We start from the raw sequence: 19,890 nt of genomic DNA, 5'->3' as shown, positions 1-19,890 counted from the left end.
TCCAGCCCGATTCGCGCGTCTATAATCGATTGCATGAGACCGCCATATGCACATGGTCGTTTGTCGACCGCTCCCCGCCTGATCGCGTCGCTGTGCGCCGCAGCCTTCGTCCTTGCCGGATGCGGCGGCGGCGGTGGTTCGCCCGGCGCCGGCCAGACTTCTCAGCAGCCGCCCCCGTCGACCACGCCGCCCAACCCGACTCCCCCGACCGGCGGGGCGTCGCCGGAAGACCTCAATCCGAATCTGCTGGGCGAAGCCTTCAGCACCTACTGGAACCTGTGCGCCAAGCCGCGCACCGGCCTGGACACCGAAGGCAAGCCCTTCCCGGACCGCCAGGGCACGCTGCTCGACGAGCTGAAGTTCCTGCGCGCCTGGTCGAACCAGTACTACCTCTGGTACAACGAGATCCCGAATACCTACCGGATGGCGGATTTCACCAATCCGATCGACTACTTCAACGTGCTCAAGACGCCGGTCCTGACCGCGTCGGGCCAGCCGAAGGACAAGTACCACTTCACCTATGCCACCGAGGAGTGGGAAAAGGAGCAAAACTCCGGAATCGAACTGGGCTACGGCGTGACCTGGAAGCGCAACAGCGCGACCGTCCCGCGTACCTGGCTGGTCGCCATGGTGGAACCGGGTTCGCCGGCGGCGGCTGCCGGCCTGCGCCGCGGCGACATGCTGCTCAGGGTGGACGGCGTGGACTTCGTCAACGGCGGCACCGCCGACCAGGTCAACAGGATCAATGCCGGCCTGTTCCCAGAGACGGCCGGCGCGCCGCACCAGTTCACCCTGCAGCGCAGCGGCAGCACCTTCGACGTCTCGATGCTTGGTGCGGACGTGCGCATCGATCCGGTCAAGCACGTGCAGGTGCTCGATACCCCGACCGGCAAGGTCGGCTACCTGAGCTTCGAGACCCACAACCAGGTGTCGGAGAAGGAGCTGGTGGACGCCTTCACCACCCTGAAGCAGGCCGCCGTGAGCGACCTGGTGCTCGACATGCGCTACAACGGCGGCGGCCTGCTGTACATCGCCAGCGAGCTGTCCTACATGATCGCCGGTCCCGAGCAGACCAGCGGCAAGATCTTCGAGCGCCCGCAGTACAACGACAAGACGCCGCAGCAGCCGGCCATCCCGTTCCGCAACACGGCCTACGGCTTCAGCTCGCCGAATCCGGTGCGCGCGGGCACGCCGCTGCCTTACCTGGGCCTGAAGCGCGTCACCGTCCTGACCACCTCGGGCACCTGCTCGGCCAGCGAAGCCGTGATCAACGGCTTGCGCGGCGCCGACGTCCAGGTCGACGTGATCGGCAGCACAACCTGCGGCAAGCCCTACGGCTTCACGCCGGTGCCGAACTGCGGCACCACCTACTTCTCGATCGAGTTCAAGGGCGTGAACAACAAGGGCTTCGGCGACTTCTCGGACGGCCTGGCGCCGACCTGCCAGGTGGCCGATGACCTGTCGCGTCCGCTCGGCGACCGCAGCGAAGGCCTGCTGGCCGCGGCGCTGACCTACCGCGAGACCGGCACCTGCCCGCCGGCCAGCCGCGCGCGCCAGGTGCCGATGGAGATCGTGCGCCATCCGGCCAAGGAAATCTCGATCTACACGAAGCCGCGGCAGTAAGATTCGCGCGCAAAAAAGAGCCCGGCCAGCACTGCTGCCGGGCTCTTTTCATTCTGGAAACAGGTCTATAATCGTCGGCTTTGTCACCCGCTTGATTGTGGAGTTTCCTGATGATCCGTTCCGCCCTGCTGCTGGCCTTGCTGGCTGCCGTTCCCTTCGCCCATGCCGCGCCCGACCTGACCACCGTGTCGGAGCGCTCCGGCTTCCAGGCCACCGGCCGCTACGATGAAGTCATCAAGCTGTGCGGCGACTTCCAGAAAGCCTATCCGAAGCAGGTGAAGTGCATCGAGTTCGGCCGCACGCCTGAGAACCGCCCCATGCTGGCGCTGGTCGTCTCGAACACCGGCGCCTTCACGCCGCAGGCGGCCAAGAAGCAGGGCCTGCCGGTAACCCTGATCCAGGGCGGCATCCACGCCGGCGAGATCGACGGCAAGGACGCCGGTTTCCTGGCCCTGCGCGAAACCTTGAACAACAAACTGGCCAAGGGTGCATTGGACAAGCAGGTCCTGCTGTTCGTCCCGGTATTCAACGTCGACGGCCACGAGCGCTTCGGCAAGTGGAACCGCCCGAACCAGCGTGGCCCGGTCGAGATGGGCTGGCGCACCACCGCCCAGAACTACAACCTCAACCGTGATTACGTGAAGGCCGACGCACCCGAGATGCAGGCCATGCTCAAGCTGGTCAACGCCTGGGACCCGCTGACCTACGTCGACCTGCACGTGACCGACGGCGCCAAGTTCCAGCACGACGTCTCGATCCAGGTCGAGCCGGTCTATTCGGGCGATCCGGAATTCCGCAAGGCCGGCCTGGCCCTGCGCAGCAAGGTCATCGCCGACATCGCCAAGCAGGGCTCGATGCCGCAGTCCTACTACATGTCCTTCGCCAAGACCGACGACCCGCAGTCTGGCTTCATCGACAGCGTCTCGGACCCGCGCTTCTCGACCGGCTACTTCCCGCTGCGTAACCGCATGGCGATGCTGGTCGAGACCCATTCGTGGAAGGACTACCCGACCCGCGTGCGCGTCACCCACTACACGGTGATCTCGGTGCTCGAGCAGGTCGCGCAGAACGGCAAGGCCTGGCAGCAGGCTGCCCAGGCCGCGGACGCGCGCGCCGCCCAGCTGGCCGGCGCCCCGGTCGCGCTGACCTACCGCACCACCGACAAGACCGAGATGGTCGACTTCCAGGGCTACGAATACACCCGCACCCCGTCCGAGGTGTCGGGCATGCTGATGACCCGCTACGACGAAAGCAAGCCGCAGGTGTGGCGCGTGCCGCTGCGCGAGGAAGTGGTGCCGGACCGCGTGGTCAGCGCACCGCGCGCAGGCTACATCGTGCCGGCCGCCTGGGCCGACATCGTGGCCAGGAAGCTGACCCAGCACGGCATCGGCTTCCGCAAGCTGGACAAGGCGATCGCCCAGGCGAGCGTCGAAACCTTCCGCGCCGACAAGGCGACGTTCGGCGCCACTTCGCTGGAATCGCACCAGCGCTTGAGCGTCGACGGCAACTGGAAGACGGAGCCACGCGCCGTACTGGCAGGTTCGCTGTACGTGCCGGTGAACCAGCCGAAGGCGCGCCTGGTGGTGGCGATGCTGGAGCCGCAGGCGCCGGACTCGCTGCTGGCCTGGGGCTACTTCAACAACGCCTACGAGCGCAAGGAGTACATGGAAGAATACGTGGCCGAGGACGTGGCGCGCGAGCAGATGGCCGCCGACCCGGCGCTGGCCGCCGAGTTCAAGCGCCGCGTCGATACCGACCCGGCCTTCGCCAAGAACCCGCACGCGCGCTTGGACTTCTTCTACAAGCGCCACGCCTCGTGGGACGAGCGCCACAACCTGTACCCCGTCTACCGCACCGCCACCGCTCCCTGAGCGTTCCCCCTGCGCCTGATCCGAAACACGATACGGATCAAGCGCAGGGCGTGCGCCGTCCCCCGGGCGGCGCTGATTCGCTAGACTGCCAGGGTCGCCGCCATTCTTCGCCCTGCAATGCGTGCCTGCCGTGTTTCCCTCCAGCCCGGCATCCGCGCCGCGATCGCGACGCTGCCCGTCGTCTTCCTCCTGTCCAGCCTGGTCACCGGTTTCGGTATCGGCCTGGCCGCCTTCCTGTTCCTCGGCATTGCACTCTGGCAATGGCGCGCCAGCCGCGCGGTCTTGGTGCGCGACTGGCCGGCCCTGCGTCCGGTCGTGCTCGCGTTTGCCGCCTACGCCGCCTATGCGCTGTTCCTGCACCTGGCGCGCGCCACCGGCTGGAACACGGTCGAGGCGCCCCTGCGGATGCTGCTCGCCCTGGCCATCGTGCCGGTACTGCGGGTGGCGCAGCTTGACGCGCGGCCGTGGTGGCATGGCGCCTGCGCCGGTGCGCTGGCCGCGGCCGCCCTGGCGGCCTGGGAACGCTGGGGCGCCGGCTTCGAACGTGCCGGCGGCTTCCTCAACCCCATCGTGTTCGGCAACCTGGCGCTGGTGCTGGTGCTGGTGGGGCTGGCGTCGCTGCTGGACCCGCGCGTGCGCCGGCACTGGTGGTGGCCGGCGGCCGCCGCGCTGGCGGGAGCCGCCGCCTCGCTGCTGTCCGGCAGCCGCGGCGGCTGGCTGGCCCTGCCGCCGGCCTTCCTGCTGCTGTGGACCCAGCGCCGCCACATCCCGCGTGCCGTGCCGGGGGGCCTTGCGCTGGCGATCGGCGTGCTGGTCGTGCTGGCCTATGCGGTGCCGGCCACCGGGGTCAGGGCGCGTGTCGAGGTAGGCCTGAGCGACCTGCGCCTGTACGTGGACGGCAATCCCCTGCCGACCTCGCTGAGCATACGTCTCGAGCTATGGAAGGCGGCCGGCATGCTGGCCAGCGAGCACCCGCTGGCCGGCATCGACACGGCCGCCTACAAGGTGCAGATGCGGGCCTGGATCGCCGAGGGCAGGCTCAGCCCGGCCGTGTTCGCGCCGCCGGAGCCGCCGCACCTGCACAACGACGCCCTGCAGGCCCTGGTGACGCGGGGCCTGCCTGGACTGGCCTGCTGGCTGGCGATCATCTTGGTACCGCTATGCTGGTTCGGGCGGCGCCTGCGCCATGCCGCCTGCGGAGAACAGGCGGCGCCGGCGCTGGCCGGCCTGCTGGTGGTCGTGAGCTATGCCATGGCGGGACTGAGCGAGGTGATGTTCTGGTCGATGAAGGCGAGCCTGCTGTATGCCATGCTGGTGTTCGCCTTCATGGCCTGCTGCGTGCAGGCCGCGGATCCGCCCCGCAGGCAGGCTGCGCCGGCCTTCCCCTAGCGGCCCTCGTGACGGCGACGCCGCTCGATCTTCACCAGCCCCTGGCGCTTCGCCTCGGCCCCCGCCGCAGCGTCCGCCGGACGCCCGTCGAGAAACCCGGGGCAAGGCCCCAGCCGGCCGGCCCAGCCATCGGCCAGCGCCTGCCTGACGATACGCCAGGCGCCTTTGCGGAAGCGTCCGTGGCAAGCCAGCCACAGTCCCAGCCCGGTCAGTGTGGCGACGGCGCCCGCCAGCTGCGGCGAGCGCGCATGCCGGCGCGCCACCACGACCCGGTTGCGCAGGTTGTAGTAGTGGCGCGGGCCGATCGGCCCGGCGCGCATCCTGCTGGCAGGAGAGCGCAGGTGGTCGACGACGCTGCCGGGCGCCAGCCACAGCGGCCAGCCGGCGCGCCGCAGGCGCAGGCAGTATTCGGTGTCGTCGTAGGACAGGAACAGGGCCGCATCGGGCAGGCCGCAGGCCGCGGCGGCGCGCGCCGACACCAGCAGGCCGACGAAGGAGGCGGTGTCGACCCCTACCAGCGCGCGGCAGTAGTCGGCGGGCGCGAGCGCGCGTTCGATGCCGCTGAGCAGCTTGTAACGGCGCCGATGGGCCAGCGCCAGTCCGCCGAACTCGAAGACGGCCGGCGCCACGGCGCCGGGCGCCGCCACGCTGCTTGCCTGGACGAGCGCCTTGGCCAGCCGTTCCAGCGTGTCGGGGCGCGGCACCGCATCGTCGTCCAGCAGCCAGATCCAGTCGCAGCCGCCGACCAGGGCGTGGCGCATGCCGAGGGCGAAGCCGCCGGCGCCGCCCAGGTTGCTACGCGAACGCAGCACTTCCAGGCCGGGGCGGCGCGCCAGAACCGCGGCGGTTTCCGGTCCGCTGCCGTTGTCGACCACGATGACGTGGTCGGGAGGGCGGTGCTGGGACTGCAGCGCCGCCAGCACCTGTTGCAGCAGTTGGGGACGGTCGCGGGTGACGACGACGGTGACGATCCGCATGACTGGCTACAGGTGGCGCGCGAGCCGGCTCAGCATGCGGCGTACCGGCGCGCTGCTGCGTTGCGGATCGAACAGCAGCGCATGCAGCAGGCGGCTGTGGCGGAAGGCGAGGGCGGTCAGGCGCTTGCTGCGTCCCCTCTCGCGGATCAGGCGGCGCAGGCCGGGGGCATCCTGGAAGCCGGCCAGCTCGGGCCCCTGCAGCGCGACCCAGTCCAGGTGCATCATGTTGTTCATGCACTGGAAGCGCGACCCGCCCACCCAGGCATACTTGGGAAAGACCAGGCCGATCTGCCAGGGATCGAGCAGCATCACCTCGTGGGCCATGAAGCGCGCATGGTCGCGCAGCACCGCCTCCGACGTGTCGTTCAGCACGCGCGGACAAGCGTAGCCGCGGGCGCCGGCGAACTGGGTGCACAGGTGCTGCTCGACGGCGAAGCGGGAACGGAAGCGGCGCTCGAAGATCGACGAGCCGGGCGGATGGGCGCGCTGTTCGTAATGGCGCGCATCAATCGCGTCCATCGGCGCGGCCGACCAGTAGGCCTGCAGCAGTTCGGTGGGGCCGAAATGGAACCAGTCGCTCAGGTGGTAGGGCAGGCGCTCGAACATGAGCGGGTCGAGGGTGAAGAAGGAACAGGCCAGCAGCCGTTCGCGTCCTCCGTCGCGGCGGCGCTGCTCGGCGGCGCTGCTCGGCGGCGAAGTCGAGGAAGCCGGCATGTTCCAGGAAGCAGTCGGTGCGCAGCTTGACCGCGTAGGGCGTGTGCACGGCCGCCAGGCCGGCGCGCGTGCTGGCCAGTTGCCGGTTGGCGTTATTGGCCTTGTCGTCGTCGAGCTTGAGCGGCGCCAGCGGGCCGGGGTCCGGGCTGAGCACCACGGCGTCGACGCCCAGCTTGCGCGGCACGTCGGTGCCCTCCCAGGTCGACAGGACGATGCGGGCGCCCGGCAGCACCTGGCGCGTCATGCGGATATTGCGCACGAAGTCGTCGCGCTCGCGCGTGACGTAAGGTTTGAAGGCGCCCTGGAACACGAGGGTGATGTCGGAAGTCTTCATGGGGCGACAGGCGGCTGGTGGGACGTGGGCTCCGGCTGCGGCGCAGGCGCCGGGGCGGGCGCCAGTGCGTCGATGTAGCGGCGCAGCGGATGGTCCGGGCGGCGCGCTACCCGCTTCACGCCGAACAGGCCGTGGCGGTCGAACACGCGCCAGGTGTTGTTCCCGTCGGACATCCATTCGTAACGCGCCAGCCAGGCCGCATCGTCGGCGCCGATGCGGTCGACCAGGCGCCGCCGTATCCGGTGAAAGCCGCTGCGGATCATCAGGTGTTCGATGAGGCGGCGTGGAAAGTAGCGGGGATCGCCCGGGCGGCCGATCAGCGGATCGGCATAGCGCAGCACGCGCCAGAAGGCCCGGTCGAAGCGGTGCACCTCGGACAGCACGTAGGGACGGCCCCCGATGGGCGCGCCCAGCGCATGGGCCGCGGTGGCCAGCCAGACTTCCTCGCGCGGATAGGCGGCGCTGCCGTCGAGGTGGCGCTCGAGCAGGGCCGCTACTTCGAACAGCAGCGCCGCCTCGAAACTGGCGCCCTCGACCTGGGACCCGACCAGGCTGGTGCTGCCGAGCCGCCGGCACAGGTTTGCCAGCTGCTGGTCGGCCAGCGCAGGGGCGGCGAAACGCCAGCGGCTGCCGGCGCGGATCGGCCGCGTATGCAGGAAGTTGCCGCCGCGTCCCAGCCAGGCAGCCAGGCCGGGCCGGGCCGCACCAGCATGTCGTTCGAGGCATGCAGGCAGATGCGGCCGGCGTCGCCGGCGCGGCGGATCCATGCGATATTGGCCAGGTGGGCCTGCAGGATGCCGCCCCAGCGCGTCGCATGGCGTGCGGGATTGAGCACGACGTTGCGGCAGCCGGCTGCGCGCAAGGCCGTTTCCAGCTCGGGCAGGCTGAAGCGGGCATTGGCCGACACGTGCAGCACGATGCGCGCCTCGGGGAAGAAGGCGGCGAAATTCCTCGCTTGTCCTGCGACTACCCCTGCCTGCGTGTGCACGGGGAGCGATATGTAGATCAAAACAGGCTCCGTGCGTTGTCCTGCAAGGCGCTGTATTCCTGCGGCGTGCCGGCGAAGTGCACCTCGTGCGCACCGATCTGGTGGTACATGATGCGCTTGCCCGACGAGACCAAGTGGTTGTACAGGGGCGCGACGTAGAGTTCGCCCCATTGGCGCAGGTAGCGGCCGCCATCGCCGAGCGCATGCTCGCAGCTGGCGCCGAAATCGGCGGCGCGCGCGAAGTAGTACAGCCCGGTGCTGCACAGCGGGGAGACGCGGCGCTTCTCGGTGGTCTCGGCAACCAGGGGGCAGAGCGAGGTGGCGGGGCGCACGAAGGACCAGTGCGCCCCCTCGCCGGCGAACACTTCCAGGTAGCCGTCGCTCGACCCCATGGCCTCGGGGAAGCGGTAACGTGGACGGATGGTGTCGATGTTGAAGATGAGCAGGGCCTCGTTGCCGCCGGCGCCGGCAGCGTCCAGGCCGCGCAGCACGGTTTCGGCCTGGCCGCGCGTGGTCTCGCCGAGGCCGACCGCAAGGTAGTCGTCCAGGCCCAGCCTGTCGCATTCGCGCGCGATGAAGTCGTCGGCGCCGAAGGCATGGCGGTGGACGAACACGAAGCGCTCGCTGCCGAAGTAGTGTTCGAACGAGCGCAGGCAGCAGCCGAACAGCGTCTGCCCGTCGAGCGGCAGTTCGTACTTGGGGCGGGAATAGCCGGCGTCAAAGAAGCGGCGGCTCATTCCCGCCATCGGAATCACGATCATGCGCTCTCCATTCGAGGTAAACGCGGATGGCATTGGCTAGCAGGGCGCGTTGGCGTAGCGGGGCGTCGGCGTGCAGCGGCAGCATCGACAGGAACAGCAGCACCATGACCGGGTAGCAATCCCATGCGGTGGGCAGGCGGCCGGCGAAGTGCGTGGCCAGGAACAGCTCGCGGATCGGCCCGGTGCGCTGGGCCAGGACCCGGAAGCGCAGCGCGTGGCCGGGAGGCAGTCCATGCAGGGCTGAGCCGGTCGAGGAGCGCACCGGCGAGAGCGGCGGCGCGCCCACTTGAAGACGCGTCCGGCCCTTGCCTTGCCCGTCCAGGTCGCCGCTCAGCTGCAGGTTCCGCGGTTCGCCGAACTGGGCGTTGCCCGCACTGCTCAATTGCAGGCCAGGCCGTTCGCCTGGCCGGTCGTCGTCTTCCAGCACGAAGTGCCCGGCCACGATGTGGTCGTACAGCCCGAGCACCGAATGGGCGAGCTTGCCGATGTCGTAGCGCAGGTCGCCGAAGCGGGAGGGGCGGCCGTTGGCATCGGTCCCGCGCGGATCGATGGTCTTGACGCGGCCGGCGCGGAAGTCGAACAGGATGTTGCTGAAGCAGAAGTCGCCGTGCAGGAAGCTGGGTTCGGGAGGGCCGGCGTCGACCGCGGCGCAGGCCTGTTCGGCGATGACGCGCAGCGAGGGCGTGCGTACGCCGTTGAGGGCCCAGTCGGCGTCGAGGTCGCACCCGGCCGTGGCGGCGTAGGCCTCGAGCCGCGACAGGGTCTTGTCGCGGTAGGCCTGGCGGATGGCGTCGAGCGGAGGGGGCTGGTCCAGCGGGACCGCCCGCGCGGTGCGCAGGAAGGCATCGGCGGCACGGAAGATGCGTGCCCAGACCCGCTCCGGCAGGCGTCCGAAGACGTAGAGCTCGTTCAGGGCGGCCAGGTGCAGGTATTCGAGTTGGTAGCCGCAGCCGCAGCACTCGTCGGTGCGCCCGATGTAGGGAGCCAGGAAGGGCTTGACGGAGCGCGGCGCCCGTTCGAACCATTCGGCCTCGGCCGCGATCTTGCCGCTGTCGTCGCCGGTCTTGGTGACCACGCCGTCGGACACGCGCAACTGGTTGAAGTGGCGCTGGGTGGTGACGGTGCGCTTGGAATCGAAATAGGTGTGCACGTGGCCGAAGTCGAGCCAGCGCGCGACCGGCCAGTGGTCCAGGCCGACCTGGCGCTCGTAGGCGACGACCGAGGCGATGAAATCTCCCCCTTCGGCCAGCAGTTCGCGCAGCCGCGCCGGATCGGAAAACGCGAACATGCCGGTCCAGATGCCGCCCGGCTGGCCGTGCCTGGGCACTTCGTGGTACCAGTCGTAGTACTCGTCGGTCTGGCCCACCGCCAGCCAGTCGCTGCCGCTGCGCGGCGGGTCGTCGATCAGGGTGTCGCCGTACAGGATTTCGATCGGCCCGCTGACGCCGTGCGTGCAGAGGAAGTCGTGCACCGCCCAGCCCAGCGCCGCGCCGGTTTCGGTACGGTAGAGCGTGATGCCGCAGGCTTGCAGGCAGGCGGCGTCGGCCTCGTCGAGTGCGAAGTCGCCCGGCACCGTCATGACCACCTGCGCATGGCGGGCGCCATGGCGCCGCGCCTGGTAGGTGAACAGCCGCTGGTTACCCACGGGAAGAAAGGCGGGCGGAATGCGGCCGAACTCGGCGTACAACTCGCTGTCGACGTAGGCGCCGGAAGTAATGAGCAGCATTTATGCCTCGCGCCGTTCGTCCGCCAGCAGGGCCGAGATGTCGGCGAGGGAATAGCGCAGGAATTCCGACGGCCGCACGGCCTTGTCGTCGACATAGAAGCCTTGCGTGCCGCACCACGGCTTGCCGACGTGGAGCTCGTCGCAGGGCACGCCGTGGCGCGACAGCCATTCGACGATGAGAGGCAGCGTGTGCAGGTTGATCTTGCCGACGTTGCCGCTGTAGGTGCGCACGTTGCGGCTGGTGCTGATCACGATGTCGAAGCCGTCGCGCTGGTAGTCGCGCAGGCGGGCGATCAGGGCCAGGTTGGGAAGCGCATGCGCATAGCCCGCTTCTGTGCAGTAGGCGATGGTGTCGTCGAGGTCGATGATCAGGCGTTTCATGCGACCAGAATAGGCGGGGCCGGAAGCGGATTTATGATCCATGTCTATCGTGCGCACGATGCCCACAGGCACTCACAGGAGGTTGGCGTCGACTTCGCACAAGAGCCCGTGTTCGAGCCGGAAGAAGCGTCGGCAGTGGCGCTTGAGGGCCGCGATGTCGTGCGAGGCGAACACGAAGATGCGCACCGAGGAGATCAGTGCTTCCATGCGGGTGGCGGCCTTCAGCTGGAACTCGGCGTCGCCGGCGCCGAAGATCTCATCGACCAGCAGGATGTCCGGACTGGTCGAGGTGGCCACCGCGAACATCAGGCGCGTGGCCATACCGGCCGAATAGGTGCGCACCGGCAGGTGCAGGAAGGAGCCGAGCTGGGTGAATTCCTCAATGTCGGGCAGGCGTGCGGCGATCTCGCGCTTGCCGATCCCGAGCAGCATCGCCATGCGCCGGATGTTTTCGTAACCGCTCAGTTCGCTTTCCATGCCGGCCCCCAGCTCGAACACGGTGGCCACCTGGCCTTCGCGCAGCACGCTGCCGGACGAGGGGCAGTACACCCCGGCCATGGTGCGCAGCAGGGTGCTCTTACCGGCGCCGTTGTGGCCCAGCAGCCCGACGCTGTCGCCGTCGCGCAGCCGGAAGCTGGCGTCGCGCAGCGCGGTGACGAGCTGGATGCCGCTTCCCTCGGCTTCGATGCGCCCGCCGGTCGATACCCGCATCAGGTGCCGGCGCAGGGACTTGGCGCGTACGTCGTAGACCGGATACTGGACCGTCACGCGGTCGAATTCGAGGCGCGCCATGATCAGAGCCAGTAGGCGATGCGGTTGCGCTTGGCGTTGAACAGCCACAGGGTGAGGATCCAGCCGCCCAGGCACAGCAGGGCATTGGTCAGCACCACGAAGCCGGGCGGCGCCGCGCCCAGCAGCGGGTAGCGCATCAGCTCGATCAGGTGGCTGAACGGATTGAACCAGATGAACTCCGCGCTGAAGGGCAGGTAGTCGGGCCGGTAGAACACCGGACTGAGGAACATCAGCAGCGGCATGGCGGCGCCCAGCACGTATTCGAGATCGCGGAAGCGCGCGCCGAGCATGCTGAGCAGCAGCGCCAGCCACAGCAGGTTGGCCGCCACCAGCAGCAGGCAGGGCAGGGCCAGCAGGGTGTAGCGCGTGACGGGCACGTCGAACATCAGCACGACCGCGAGCAGCACCGGCAGGTTGTGCGCGAAGTTGATCAGGTGCTTGAGCACCATCTGGATGGGCGGCATCGACAATGGCATGCTGATGTTGCGGATCAGCGCCGCCTGCCGCCAGTAGGTAGTGGTGGATTCGAGGATACAACCGCTGAGCAGTTGCCACAGGATCAGGCCGCAGGTGAGCGAAGGCACGAAGCTGGCGCGCTCCATGCGCAGCAGCTCGCTCCAGACGAGGCCGAGGCCGAGCGTGCCGGCGGCGGTGCCGAGCGTCATCCAGAACGGGCCGAGCACGCTGCGCCGGTAGCGCGCGCGCAGGTCGCTGGCCGCGATGAAAGCGATCACGTGCAGCAGTCCCCAGGCGTGGCGCAGGTCGGCCAGGGCGGGCCCGCCCAGGACCTTGCGCACGCTGCCGTTCATGGTGGTCGTGGCGGTGGTTGACATGATGGGCGATTCTGGCCTGCCGTGTCCCCGTGCGCCTGATCTTGCGCAATCGGGCGCGATACCGATGCAACTGCCGATCCTGTCATGCCGTCTGAATCTTCATGTGGCCGCGGGCCGGTTCCGGAGACGTCGATGGACAATTTCCTCAAGCAGTATGCGCGCATGCAAAAGACTTTCTATGACGACTCGCCTGCGGATGTCGAGGAGATCGTCGGCAATTACGACTACCACGAGAACTTTCCCTACGAGACCCACCTGCTGCACCTGTACGGCGACATCCGCAAGCCCGTGCTGGCCGACCCGCAATCGGCACGCGGCTTCGAGATCGGCTGCGGCGAAGGCCGCATGGTGCGGCGCATGTCGCGCCTGCTGCGCCAGGTCGACGGCGCCGACATTTCCAAAAAGATGGTGCGGGCGGCGCGCGCCCGCACCCCGAACGCCGAGATCTTCCTGAGCAGCGGCACCGACTGCGGCGAGGCCCCGTCCGGCGCCTACGATTTCGCCTACTGCGCCATCTCGATGCAGCACATCTGCGTGTACGACACGCGCGCCCGCATCCTCGACGACATCGTGCGCATCCTGCGTCCCGAGGGCTGCGCCACGCTGCAGTTCTTCTTCTCGCGCTACTACCCCTATTGCCGCACCGCACCGCCGCCCATCAACGAGGCCTTCCTGGTCGACATCCACCACATCGACCGCCTGCACGCGCGCTGGACCGAGAACCGCTGGGACGCGGCCGGCACCAACAGCGCCTGCGACGTCGCCTTCGGCACCGACGACATCCCGCGCGTGCTGGAAGACTTCGGCCGCTGGTTCCGCCAGGCCGACGTCTGGTTCCACGACATCTCGCTGGGCCGGCCGGACGGGCGCGGCGGCGGGCGCGAGCGTGTCCTGGCCGAGGTCCATCCCAACTGCCATGGATGGGACGACGCCTGGTTCACGCACATGGCCTTTTTCCACCTGCGCGGGCCGAAAAAATGACGCGGGCGCCGGTACTGGCCAGCTGCTCGGTGGTGGCGTACGCCAATCCCCCCGAGCAGATCGAGCGCCTGCTGCGCGGGGTGAGCGGGAGCTGGCCGCGGCTGCTGACCTACCTGATCGAGAACTCCCCCGAGGACAGCCTGCGCAGCCTGGCGCCGCGCTACCAGGCCCTGCACTGGCACCAGCCCGACAATCCGGGCTTCGGCCGTTCGCACAACCGGGCGATGCGCGCCGCGATGGAAGCCGGCAGCCGCTACCACTTCGTCCTCAATCCCGATATTTATTTTTCTGAAGACAGCTTTCCGCGCCTGCTGGCCTACATGGAAAGCCAGGCCGACGTGGCCATGCTGTCCCCGCGCATCTGCTTCCCCGATGGCCGCCTGCAGCCGCTGTGCAAGCTCCTGCCGGCGCCGATCGGCCTGGCGACGCGGCGCTTCCTGCCCTGGCTGCACCGGCGCACGGGACTCCAGCGCGACTACGAGATGCATGCGAGCGGTTACGACCGCATCATGGACGTGCCGGTCCTGTCCGTATGCTTCATGCTGATCCGCACCGATGCGCTGGCCAGGGCGGGGCTGTTCGACGAACGTTTCTTCCTGTATTTCGAGGACGTCGACCTGTCGCGGCGGCTGGCCCGTGTCGGACGCACAGTGTTCTATCCGCACGTGACGGTGATGTACGAATATGGCCGTGGCTCCTACCGTGACTGGCGGCTGCTGTGCCATCACAGCGCTTCCGCGGTGCGCTACTTCAACAAATGGGGCTGGTGGTTCGACGAGGAGCGAGAGCGGGTCAATGCCCGCGCGCTAGGCAGCATCTCGCTTGCGAAAGGAGAAGGCGGCGTGGGCATCGACGCCGCCGGGGACGTGGCGCCTTAGAGCGCCTTAGTAAAGCTGCCCGCCGAAAGGATCGCTGATGGTCTGCCTTGCGTAGTCGATGCCGCTCAGTTCGGCATACTGGGCCATGCTGCGCACCGTACCGAGCCCATAGGCGCCGGGCAGGCCATCGCCCATCAGCAGGCGGTTCAGGCGCAGTTTGGCACGCTCGGTCAGGTAGTGGGATGTGAAGGCGCGCCGCGCATCCAGCTCGCCGTGCCAGTGGTGAGTTTCGTAGGGCGTCCCTTCGGTCTTGTACAGGTGGTAGACCGGCGTGGTGAGCGGATGAAAGATGTCCCAGCCGTGCGTGAAGGCGCGCACCGCCAGGCTCTGCTCTTCGCCATGGAAGTACAGCCAGGGGTCGTAGGGAACCTCTTCCACGAAGCTGCCGGCCGCGAACAGGAAGCCGGCGGATACGTGGCAGCCCATCACCGGCTCGCTGGTGAACAGGTGGCGCGCCATGAAGCGCAGCACGGCATCGCCAGGTGTTAGGTTCTTTTCCGGATGCGGGCGCAGCACCAGCGCAGTGCGGCCTTCGCCCGGGGTGTACTGGGGCTTGCCGTCGACCATGTCGAAGCGGTAGGGATAGGTGCTGATGATCGGCTTGGCCGAGCGCTCGCCCAGTGTCGCGTGCAGGCTGCGCAACTGCTCGTCCCAGCCCGGCTCGAACAGGGTGTGCGAATCGACCTGCAGCAGGAAGGCTTCGCCGTCGTACAGCGAAAAGGCGGTGCTGCGCGCCCAGCTCACGCCCAGCGTGTCCTGCGGGTGCAGGTGCACGTAGCGCACCCGGCGCGCGAAGGGCAGGGCGGCAATCGCGGCACGCTGGTCCTCGAGGTGCTGGCCGACCACGCCCAGCGACAGCAGCTCCGGGCGGGCGGCTTTCGCCACCGCGTCGTTCAGGGTGAAGAACAGCATCGAGTCGAGGTAGGACGCGATGCTGATGAAGATCGTCGGGCTGCTCGGTGGCGTCATCGGGCTCAAGCGGTGATTCCCTGGAAGGGGCCGCCGTCGGCCTTGAGCGCGCGCTGCACGGCCGATGCGGGAAGGTTCATCAGGAGCCGCACCAGCTCCGGCTGGCGGTTGGTCGCGGTCTTCTGGTAGATCGACACCAGCTGCTTGCGCACCGTATCGTACTGCACTCCCAGCGTCTCGGCGATGCTCTTCAGCGGCATGCCGTCGGCCAGCAGCGAGGCCACGCGGCATTCGGCGTGGGACAGGCCGAATGCCGCGGTGAGCAGGTCCGAATCGATCTCCTGGGCCGAGGTCGGGTGGTAGAAGAACAGCATCACCAGCGGGCGCAGGCCGAAGCTGCCCAGGGTGCGTTCCGGCACCAAGAGGGTGAAGAAGCCATACAGGACGTCCTGCGCGGCGCCGGGCTCGCTGGTCATGTGCAGGGAGCGGAAGGCCTTGTCCGTATCCGCACCGGCGCCGGCAGCGGTGCGTGCCCTGTGCTCGAGCTCCGCGCACTGGCCCAGGAAGGCGCGGCGGTAGGCTTGCGGCAGCACCAGGCGCTTCTCAAGCACCTGCACCAGGCTGGTCGAGTCGAGCAGGCAGCGCGCCGCCTCGTTCGCCAGCACCACCTCGCCGCCGGTGGTCAGGAGCATGACCGGCTGGCGCAGCTTGTCGACCAGCGCGTGCCCGACCAGGGCCTGGGCCGAATACACGAACTGCGCCAGGCCCATGCGCGTGGCACGCTGCAGGTGCGGGCGCAAGCGGTCGAGGAAGGCCAGGGCATCCGGCGGCATCGGGCCTTCGCCGGGACGGCGCAAGCAGGCCAGCAGCACGGTCGCCTCGCTGTTCTCGACCAGCTTGCAGGCCGTCAGGTAGCGCGCGCCGTGCGGGAGCAGGAACTCCTGGTAGAACGGATCGCTGGCGACGAAGGCTTCGTCGAAATGCTCGTGGCAGTGCAGCCACCCGTCCGCCCATTGCGTACGCATCAGCCCGACACGCGGATCGACGAACTGGTATTTCTGGATGTATTCCAGGTCGATCTGCGGCGCCATGTCGGCGCCGTCGCTGTACGACAGGGCGCCATGGGCGGCGTCGAAAGCGAGCAGGTGGATGGCGCGCCCGCCGACCGCCTCGTGCAGGCATTCGAGCACGCTGCGCCAGGCGGCCCGGTTGTCCAGCGTGTCGTAGATGAGGTTGACGGCGCGGTCGAACTGCGCCTGGGACAGATCCAAAATTTGCTCCGCTCAATAATTCCCATGCATCCTAACTGATGCAAAGAAGTATTGAAACTACTGGTTGTCCTGCCGCCTCGCCGAAATTTTAATATTGTTGCATTGATAATACAGAACAGCTCCGGATCAGAGCGGGCTGGATGGTGGGGAACTCAGCAGGACCGTCCTGACCGCGCCTCCTGACCCCGGCGTGAGCTGGTAGACGCGGTCGTATTCGTCGTCGCCGATGTCGGCGCCGGGCGCGCCGCCGAACAGCCGCACCAGTTCCGGCAGGGTGTTCGAGTGACCCACCACCAGCACCGGCCCGGACAAGGCTTTCACCTTCTCGACCAGCGCTTTCGGCGCACGCGGGTCATACAGCTGCACCTCGAGCCCGATGCGCTGGGCCAGCGGCTGGGCGGTCTGGCGCGTGCGCTGGGTCGGCGTGCTGAACACGGCGGTGATGCCGGTGCGCGACAGGATGGTGGCAATCGCCTGCGCCCGCGCCTGGCCTTGCGGGGTCAGCTCCGGGTCCTGGCCCACGCTGGCCTTCTCGCCATGGCGCACGAGGTAGATCGCGCTCGGCTCGGCCAGCGCCGCACCGGGGGCGAGGATGGCCAGGCTGAAGGACAGGCAGCGGAACAGGCGGGCGGACAGGCTCATGGGATCCTCTTATAGGTCTTCTGGAAAAAAAGCAGAGTACCATGTCCTCGCCTCCATGCAGCCGCCGAAGCGGCGATCACTTCAAGGCATGAGACGGCAAAGCGGATGAATGGCTCGGCTAAATTGTCGGAAGGCAATAAACGCAAATGCCAAGTGATTATGATTCCTCTGTCAGCATTGCACCTGTGAGAGGAGTTTGAATGTCGTCGCCAAGCAGCGGTTCAATCGTGTCCCCGCTCCAGTTTCCACGACCGGTATGGCGTTATCTACTGCTATTTCAATCGTGGACGCAGTTTCAGGCATGGGCTGTACTCGTCCTCGCGATGCTCGTGGTGGTGAATGGCCTGTTGGTGCTAGCCGGATTACGGCTGCTGCCTCTGGAAGCCGTCATCGCTGCGGTGTTTGGTTCGCTGCCTTCGGTCTTCATGGCGCTTCCGGCTGAATTCGTTCTCCAGCCCTATTCACCTCAGCTGCCTGCAGCAGTGAAAAGCGAGCTGGATGCGCTGGGATATCGTCCGCGGGCCGACAAGGACGGGGGCGTCAACTTTGAGCAGAATTTGCCGAAATGTCTGCGCTGGGCCGAGGGGAACGTGACCGTGGAGAGAACGGATGCCACGATCACGGTCCGGGGCGCCTTGTTCATCGTCTGGAAGGTTCAGCGTTCCTTGCGTGCTGGTCTGGCAAGCGGCAAGGCTGCGCGGCCATGATGAGGGCCTCCTTCGACGCGGCAGCGCTTGTTTGCTGCTGAGTTGTATTTTTGCGCACATGCTGCGCACGCATGGGCGCTCGCGCGACACGCTCTCCTTGCAGCGCTACTCTATGCCCGAGGCCGCCAGCCGATTGGCCTGCGGCTTCAGCGATGCGTTTTTCCAGAGGAGGAGTAAATGGAGAATCGGCAACTGCTGGCCACTGCCGCTTTGGCGCTGGTAGCCGCCAGCACACAGGCACAGGAAACCACGTGGAAGGTCGAATTCCTCGATGTCTTCGGTCGGGCCTATCACTGGAGCATGGATCCGGACCCGGTCCCGCCGCCGCCCGCGCCCTTCGACCTGAGTGGGCTGGTCAAGGGCGAGGACAGTAACCGCGACGGCTGGATCGACCTGTCGGAACTGAGTGAGCTCCGGTTCGGCTATGACCTTGTCGCCGGCAACTATGCCACTTGCGATACTGCCGGCGACTACCAGAATTACTGCACGCTGAGCCACTTCCGCTTTTCGCCCGACGGGGAAGCGGGGCCGGTGTTCGAGATGACGGCGCGCTGGTACCAGTACCCGGGGGACAGGAACGAGCGGCTCGTGTGGGTGGAAACCGGCAAGGAATACCGTTACGAATTCTACCGGGACAGCTATGGCCGCTATGGCTGGACGGAGGACACGCGCTTGCAGGTGACCCAGATCTCCCCGGTGCCCGAGCCGGGCGGCGGCCTGATGCTGGCGGCCGGCCTGGCGGCGCTGCTGGGCGCACGCCGCTGGCGGCGCCCCGGTCCGGTCACGGCTGGATGATCAGAGCTGCGTGAGCGAGATCGTGTTCGCCGCCGGTGTCGAGCACGGCTCCTCGTCGAAGGCGATGTCGCCGTTCGGATTCGCCACGCCGTCGGTCTTCAGGTCGACGAAGCCGAACAGGTTGCGGTCCTGCAGGTGCGAGGGCACCACGGTGCTCAGGGACGAGAACACGTTCTCCACGCGGCCCGGATGCTTCTTTTCCCAATCGCGCAGCATGGCCTTGATCTGCTTGCGCTGCAGGTTTTCCTGCGAGCCGCACAGGTCGCACGGGATGATCGGGAAGCCTTTGACTTCCGCATAGCGCTCGGTATCGGCTTCCTTCACGTAGGCCAGCGGGCGGATCACCATGTGCTTGCCGTCGTCCGAGACCAGCTTGGCCGGCATGCCCTTCAGCTTCCCGCCGAAGAACATGTTCAGGAAGAAGGTTTCGAGGATGTCGTCGCGGTGGTGGCCCAGGGCGATCTTGTTGCAGCCCAGTTCGTCCGCCACGCGGTACAGGATGCCGCGCCGCAGGCGCGAGCACAGCGAGCAGGTGGTCTTGCCTTCCGGGACCAGGCGCTTGACGATGCTGTAGGTGTCCTGGTTTTCGATGTGGTACGGCACACCCAGTTTGTCCAGGTAGGCCGGCAGCACTTCGGCCGGGAAGTTCGGCTGCTTCTGGTCGAGGTTGACCGCGATGATGTCGAAATGGATCGGCGCGCGCTCGCGCAGGGTCATCAGGATGTCCAGCAGGGCATAGCTGTCCTTGCCGCCGGACAGGCAGACCATCACCTTGTCGCCGTCCTCGATCATGTTGAAGTCGCCGATCGCCTGGCCCACCAGGCGGCACAGGCGCTTGTGCAGCTTGTTGTTCTCGAACGCCAGCTTCTCCGCCTTCTTGGCGGCATCGGCGTTCATCTGGTCGAAATCCGCTTCGCTCATGCTTCTTCCTTCAGCTGGAACACTTCCACGCCCACGCCTTCGCAGTCCGGGTAGACGTCCGGCTTCATGGTCGACACGCGCGCGGCGCGCACCCGAGGGTGGGTCAGCATCGCCTTGACCACGTCGTCGCACAGGGTTTCCTGCAGGTGGATATGGCCTTTCGAGATGCGCTTGGCAATGGTCTCGCGCATGAAGTCGTAGTCGACCACTTCCGACAGCTGGTCGGCCTTCGGGGTCGACTGCTCGAGCGGGATGTACAGGTCGACGTTGATCAGGACACGCTGTTCCGCCCGCTTCTCGAAGTCGTGCACGCCGATGTTGATCATGACTTCGTAATTGCGCAGGAACAGCCGGCGGCAGTCGCGCAAGCTCGGGTGGATCAGGGCGGATAACATGG

Annotated in this window: 21 protein-coding genes; 7 read left to right on the top strand and 14 right to left on the bottom strand. The window is 67.4% G+C overall.

The features are described from left to right. The first annotated feature begins 60 nt into the window (after positions 1-60). The 3 genes from FG94_RS07715 to FG94_RS07705 all read left to right on the top strand — a co-directional run bounded on the left by FG94_RS07715 (position 61) and on the right by FG94_RS07705 (position 4,883). The gene (locus FG94_RS07715; protein ID WP_229445884.1) at positions 61-1,623 is read left to right on the top strand and encodes a S41 family peptidase; all 1,563 of its coding nucleotides are present in this window, start codon (positions 61-63) and stop codon (positions 1,621-1,623) included. A 110-nt stretch (positions 1,624-1,733) separates the two neighbouring features. Continuing rightward, positions 1,734-3,494, top strand: coding sequence for a M14 family metallopeptidase (locus FG94_RS07710; RefSeq protein ID WP_036209175.1), 1,761 nt, complete (start codon positions 1,734-1,736; stop codon positions 3,492-3,494). A 117-nt stretch (positions 3,495-3,611) separates the two neighbouring features. Continuing rightward, entirely contained in the window at positions 3,612-4,883 is a 1,272-nt protein-coding gene (locus FG94_RS07705; protein WP_051996318.1) for an O-antigen ligase, read from the top strand. Here the strand turns inward: FG94_RS07705 and FG94_RS07700 are convergent. The 9 genes from FG94_RS07700 to FG94_RS07665 form a co-directional block, all read right to left on the bottom strand. Then, positions 4,880-5,860, bottom strand: a complete 981-nt coding sequence (locus tag FG94_RS07700; protein WP_051996317.1) for a glycosyltransferase — start codon at positions 5,858-5,860, stop codon at positions 4,880-4,882. The genes FG94_RS07705 and FG94_RS07700 overlap by 4 nt on opposite strands. 6 nt (positions 5,861-5,866) lie before the next feature. After that, positions 5,867-6,466, bottom strand: coding sequence for a WavE lipopolysaccharide synthesis family protein (locus FG94_RS28430; protein ID WP_200879957.1), 600 nt, complete (start codon positions 6,464-6,466; stop codon positions 5,867-5,869). Beyond that, entirely contained in the window at positions 6,366-6,908 is a 543-nt protein-coding gene (locus tag FG94_RS28425; RefSeq protein ID WP_161783948.1) for a WavE lipopolysaccharide synthesis family protein, read from the bottom strand. Before FG94_RS28425 ends, FG94_RS28430 begins: the two co-directional genes overlap by 101 nt. Further along, complete coding sequence (locus tag FG94_RS27620) at positions 6,905-7,675, bottom strand: hypothetical protein (RefSeq protein WP_036209172.1); 771 nt, start codon at positions 7,673-7,675, stop codon at positions 6,905-6,907. The genes FG94_RS28425 and FG94_RS27620 overlap by 4 nt, the downstream gene beginning before the upstream one ends. 238 nt (positions 7,676-7,913) lie before the next feature. Then, positions 7,914-8,657, bottom strand: a complete 744-nt coding sequence (locus FG94_RS07685) for an NTP transferase domain-containing protein (protein WP_036209170.1) — start codon at positions 8,655-8,657, stop codon at positions 7,914-7,916. Further along, on the bottom strand, positions 8,614-10,383 hold the full coding sequence (locus FG94_RS27860) for a phosphotransferase (RefSeq protein ID WP_036209165.1): 1,770 nt from the start codon (positions 10,381-10,383) through the stop codon (positions 8,614-8,616). The genes FG94_RS07685 and FG94_RS27860 overlap by 44 nt, the downstream gene beginning before the upstream one ends. Further along, a complete protein-coding gene (locus FG94_RS07675) occupies positions 10,384-10,806 on the bottom strand; it encodes a capsular biosynthesis protein (RefSeq protein ID WP_229445883.1) in 423 nt (140 codons plus the stop codon). Between the two features lie 30 nt (positions 10,807-10,836). Beyond that, positions 10,837-11,556, bottom strand: a complete 720-nt coding sequence (locus FG94_RS07670) for an ABC transporter ATP-binding protein (RefSeq protein WP_036209160.1) — start codon at positions 11,554-11,556, stop codon at positions 10,837-10,839. A gap of 2 nt (positions 11,557-11,558) precedes the next feature. Continuing rightward, positions 11,559-12,389 (bottom strand): ABC transporter permease, encoded by an 831-nt coding sequence (locus FG94_RS07665; protein WP_051996314.1) that lies wholly within the window; start codon positions 12,387-12,389, stop codon positions 11,559-11,561. A 132-nt stretch (positions 12,390-12,521) separates the two neighbouring features. Between FG94_RS07665 and FG94_RS07660 the strand changes: the two genes are divergently transcribed. Together FG94_RS07660 and FG94_RS07655 are read left to right on the top strand one after the other, a co-directional pair. Then, on the top strand, positions 12,522-13,370 hold the full coding sequence (locus tag FG94_RS07660; RefSeq protein WP_036209157.1) for a class I SAM-dependent methyltransferase: 849 nt from the start codon (positions 12,522-12,524) through the stop codon (positions 13,368-13,370). Beyond that, positions 13,367-14,248: a glycosyltransferase gene (locus FG94_RS07655; RefSeq protein WP_051996313.1), complete on the top strand. Its 882-nt coding sequence runs from the start codon at positions 13,367-13,369 to the stop codon at positions 14,246-14,248. The genes FG94_RS07660 and FG94_RS07655 overlap by 4 nt, the downstream gene beginning before the upstream one ends. A gap of 6 nt (positions 14,249-14,254) precedes the next feature. Here the strand turns inward: FG94_RS07655 and FG94_RS07650 are convergent, their stop codons facing one another. The 3 genes from FG94_RS07650 to FG94_RS07640 all read right to left on the bottom strand — a co-directional run bounded on the left by FG94_RS07650 (position 14,255) and on the right by FG94_RS07640 (position 17,070). Further along, on the bottom strand, positions 14,255-15,217 hold the full coding sequence (locus FG94_RS07650; RefSeq protein ID WP_036209155.1) for a GlcNAc-transferase family protein: 963 nt from the start codon (positions 15,215-15,217) through the stop codon (positions 14,255-14,257). Between the two features lie 5 nt (positions 15,218-15,222). Then, entirely contained in the window at positions 15,223-16,428 is a 1,206-nt protein-coding gene (locus tag FG94_RS07645) for a helix-turn-helix transcriptional regulator (protein ID WP_036209152.1), read from the bottom strand. A gap of 126 nt (positions 16,429-16,554) precedes the next feature. Beyond that, positions 16,555-17,070 (bottom strand): histidine phosphatase family protein, encoded by a 516-nt coding sequence (locus tag FG94_RS07640; protein WP_036209149.1) that lies wholly within the window; start codon positions 17,068-17,070, stop codon positions 16,555-16,557. Between the two features lie 200 nt (positions 17,071-17,270). Between FG94_RS07640 and FG94_RS07635 the strand changes: the two genes are divergently transcribed. Continuing rightward, positions 17,271-17,777: a hypothetical protein gene (locus FG94_RS07635; RefSeq protein ID WP_152570878.1), complete on the top strand. Its 507-nt coding sequence runs from the start codon at positions 17,271-17,273 to the stop codon at positions 17,775-17,777. Positions 17,778-17,954: 177 nt separating this feature from the next. Beyond that, entirely contained in the window at positions 17,955-18,572 is a 618-nt protein-coding gene (locus FG94_RS07630) for a PEP-CTERM sorting domain-containing protein (RefSeq protein WP_036209143.1), read from the top strand. On the opposite strand, the gene ttcA is transcribed toward FG94_RS07630, so the two are convergent. Both ttcA and FG94_RS07620 read right to left on the bottom strand, forming a co-directional pair. Continuing rightward, positions 18,573-19,493: a tRNA 2-thiocytidine(32) synthetase TtcA gene (ttcA, locus tag FG94_RS07625; protein ID WP_036209141.1), complete on the bottom strand. Its 921-nt coding sequence runs from the start codon at positions 19,491-19,493 to the stop codon at positions 18,573-18,575. Beyond that, a complete protein-coding gene (locus tag FG94_RS07620; RefSeq protein ID WP_027868217.1) occupies positions 19,490-19,888 on the bottom strand; it encodes a dihydroneopterin aldolase in 399 nt (132 codons plus the stop codon). The genes ttcA and FG94_RS07620 overlap by 4 nt, the downstream gene beginning before the upstream one ends. Positions 19,889-19,890: the final 2 nt, after the last annotated feature.

The organism is Massilia sp. LC238 (assembly GCF_000735635.1).
Lineage (GTDB): Bacteria > Pseudomonadota > Gammaproteobacteria > Burkholderiales > Burkholderiaceae_D > Telluria > Telluria varians.
This window is presented reverse-complemented; position numbering and strand designations above follow the sequence as displayed.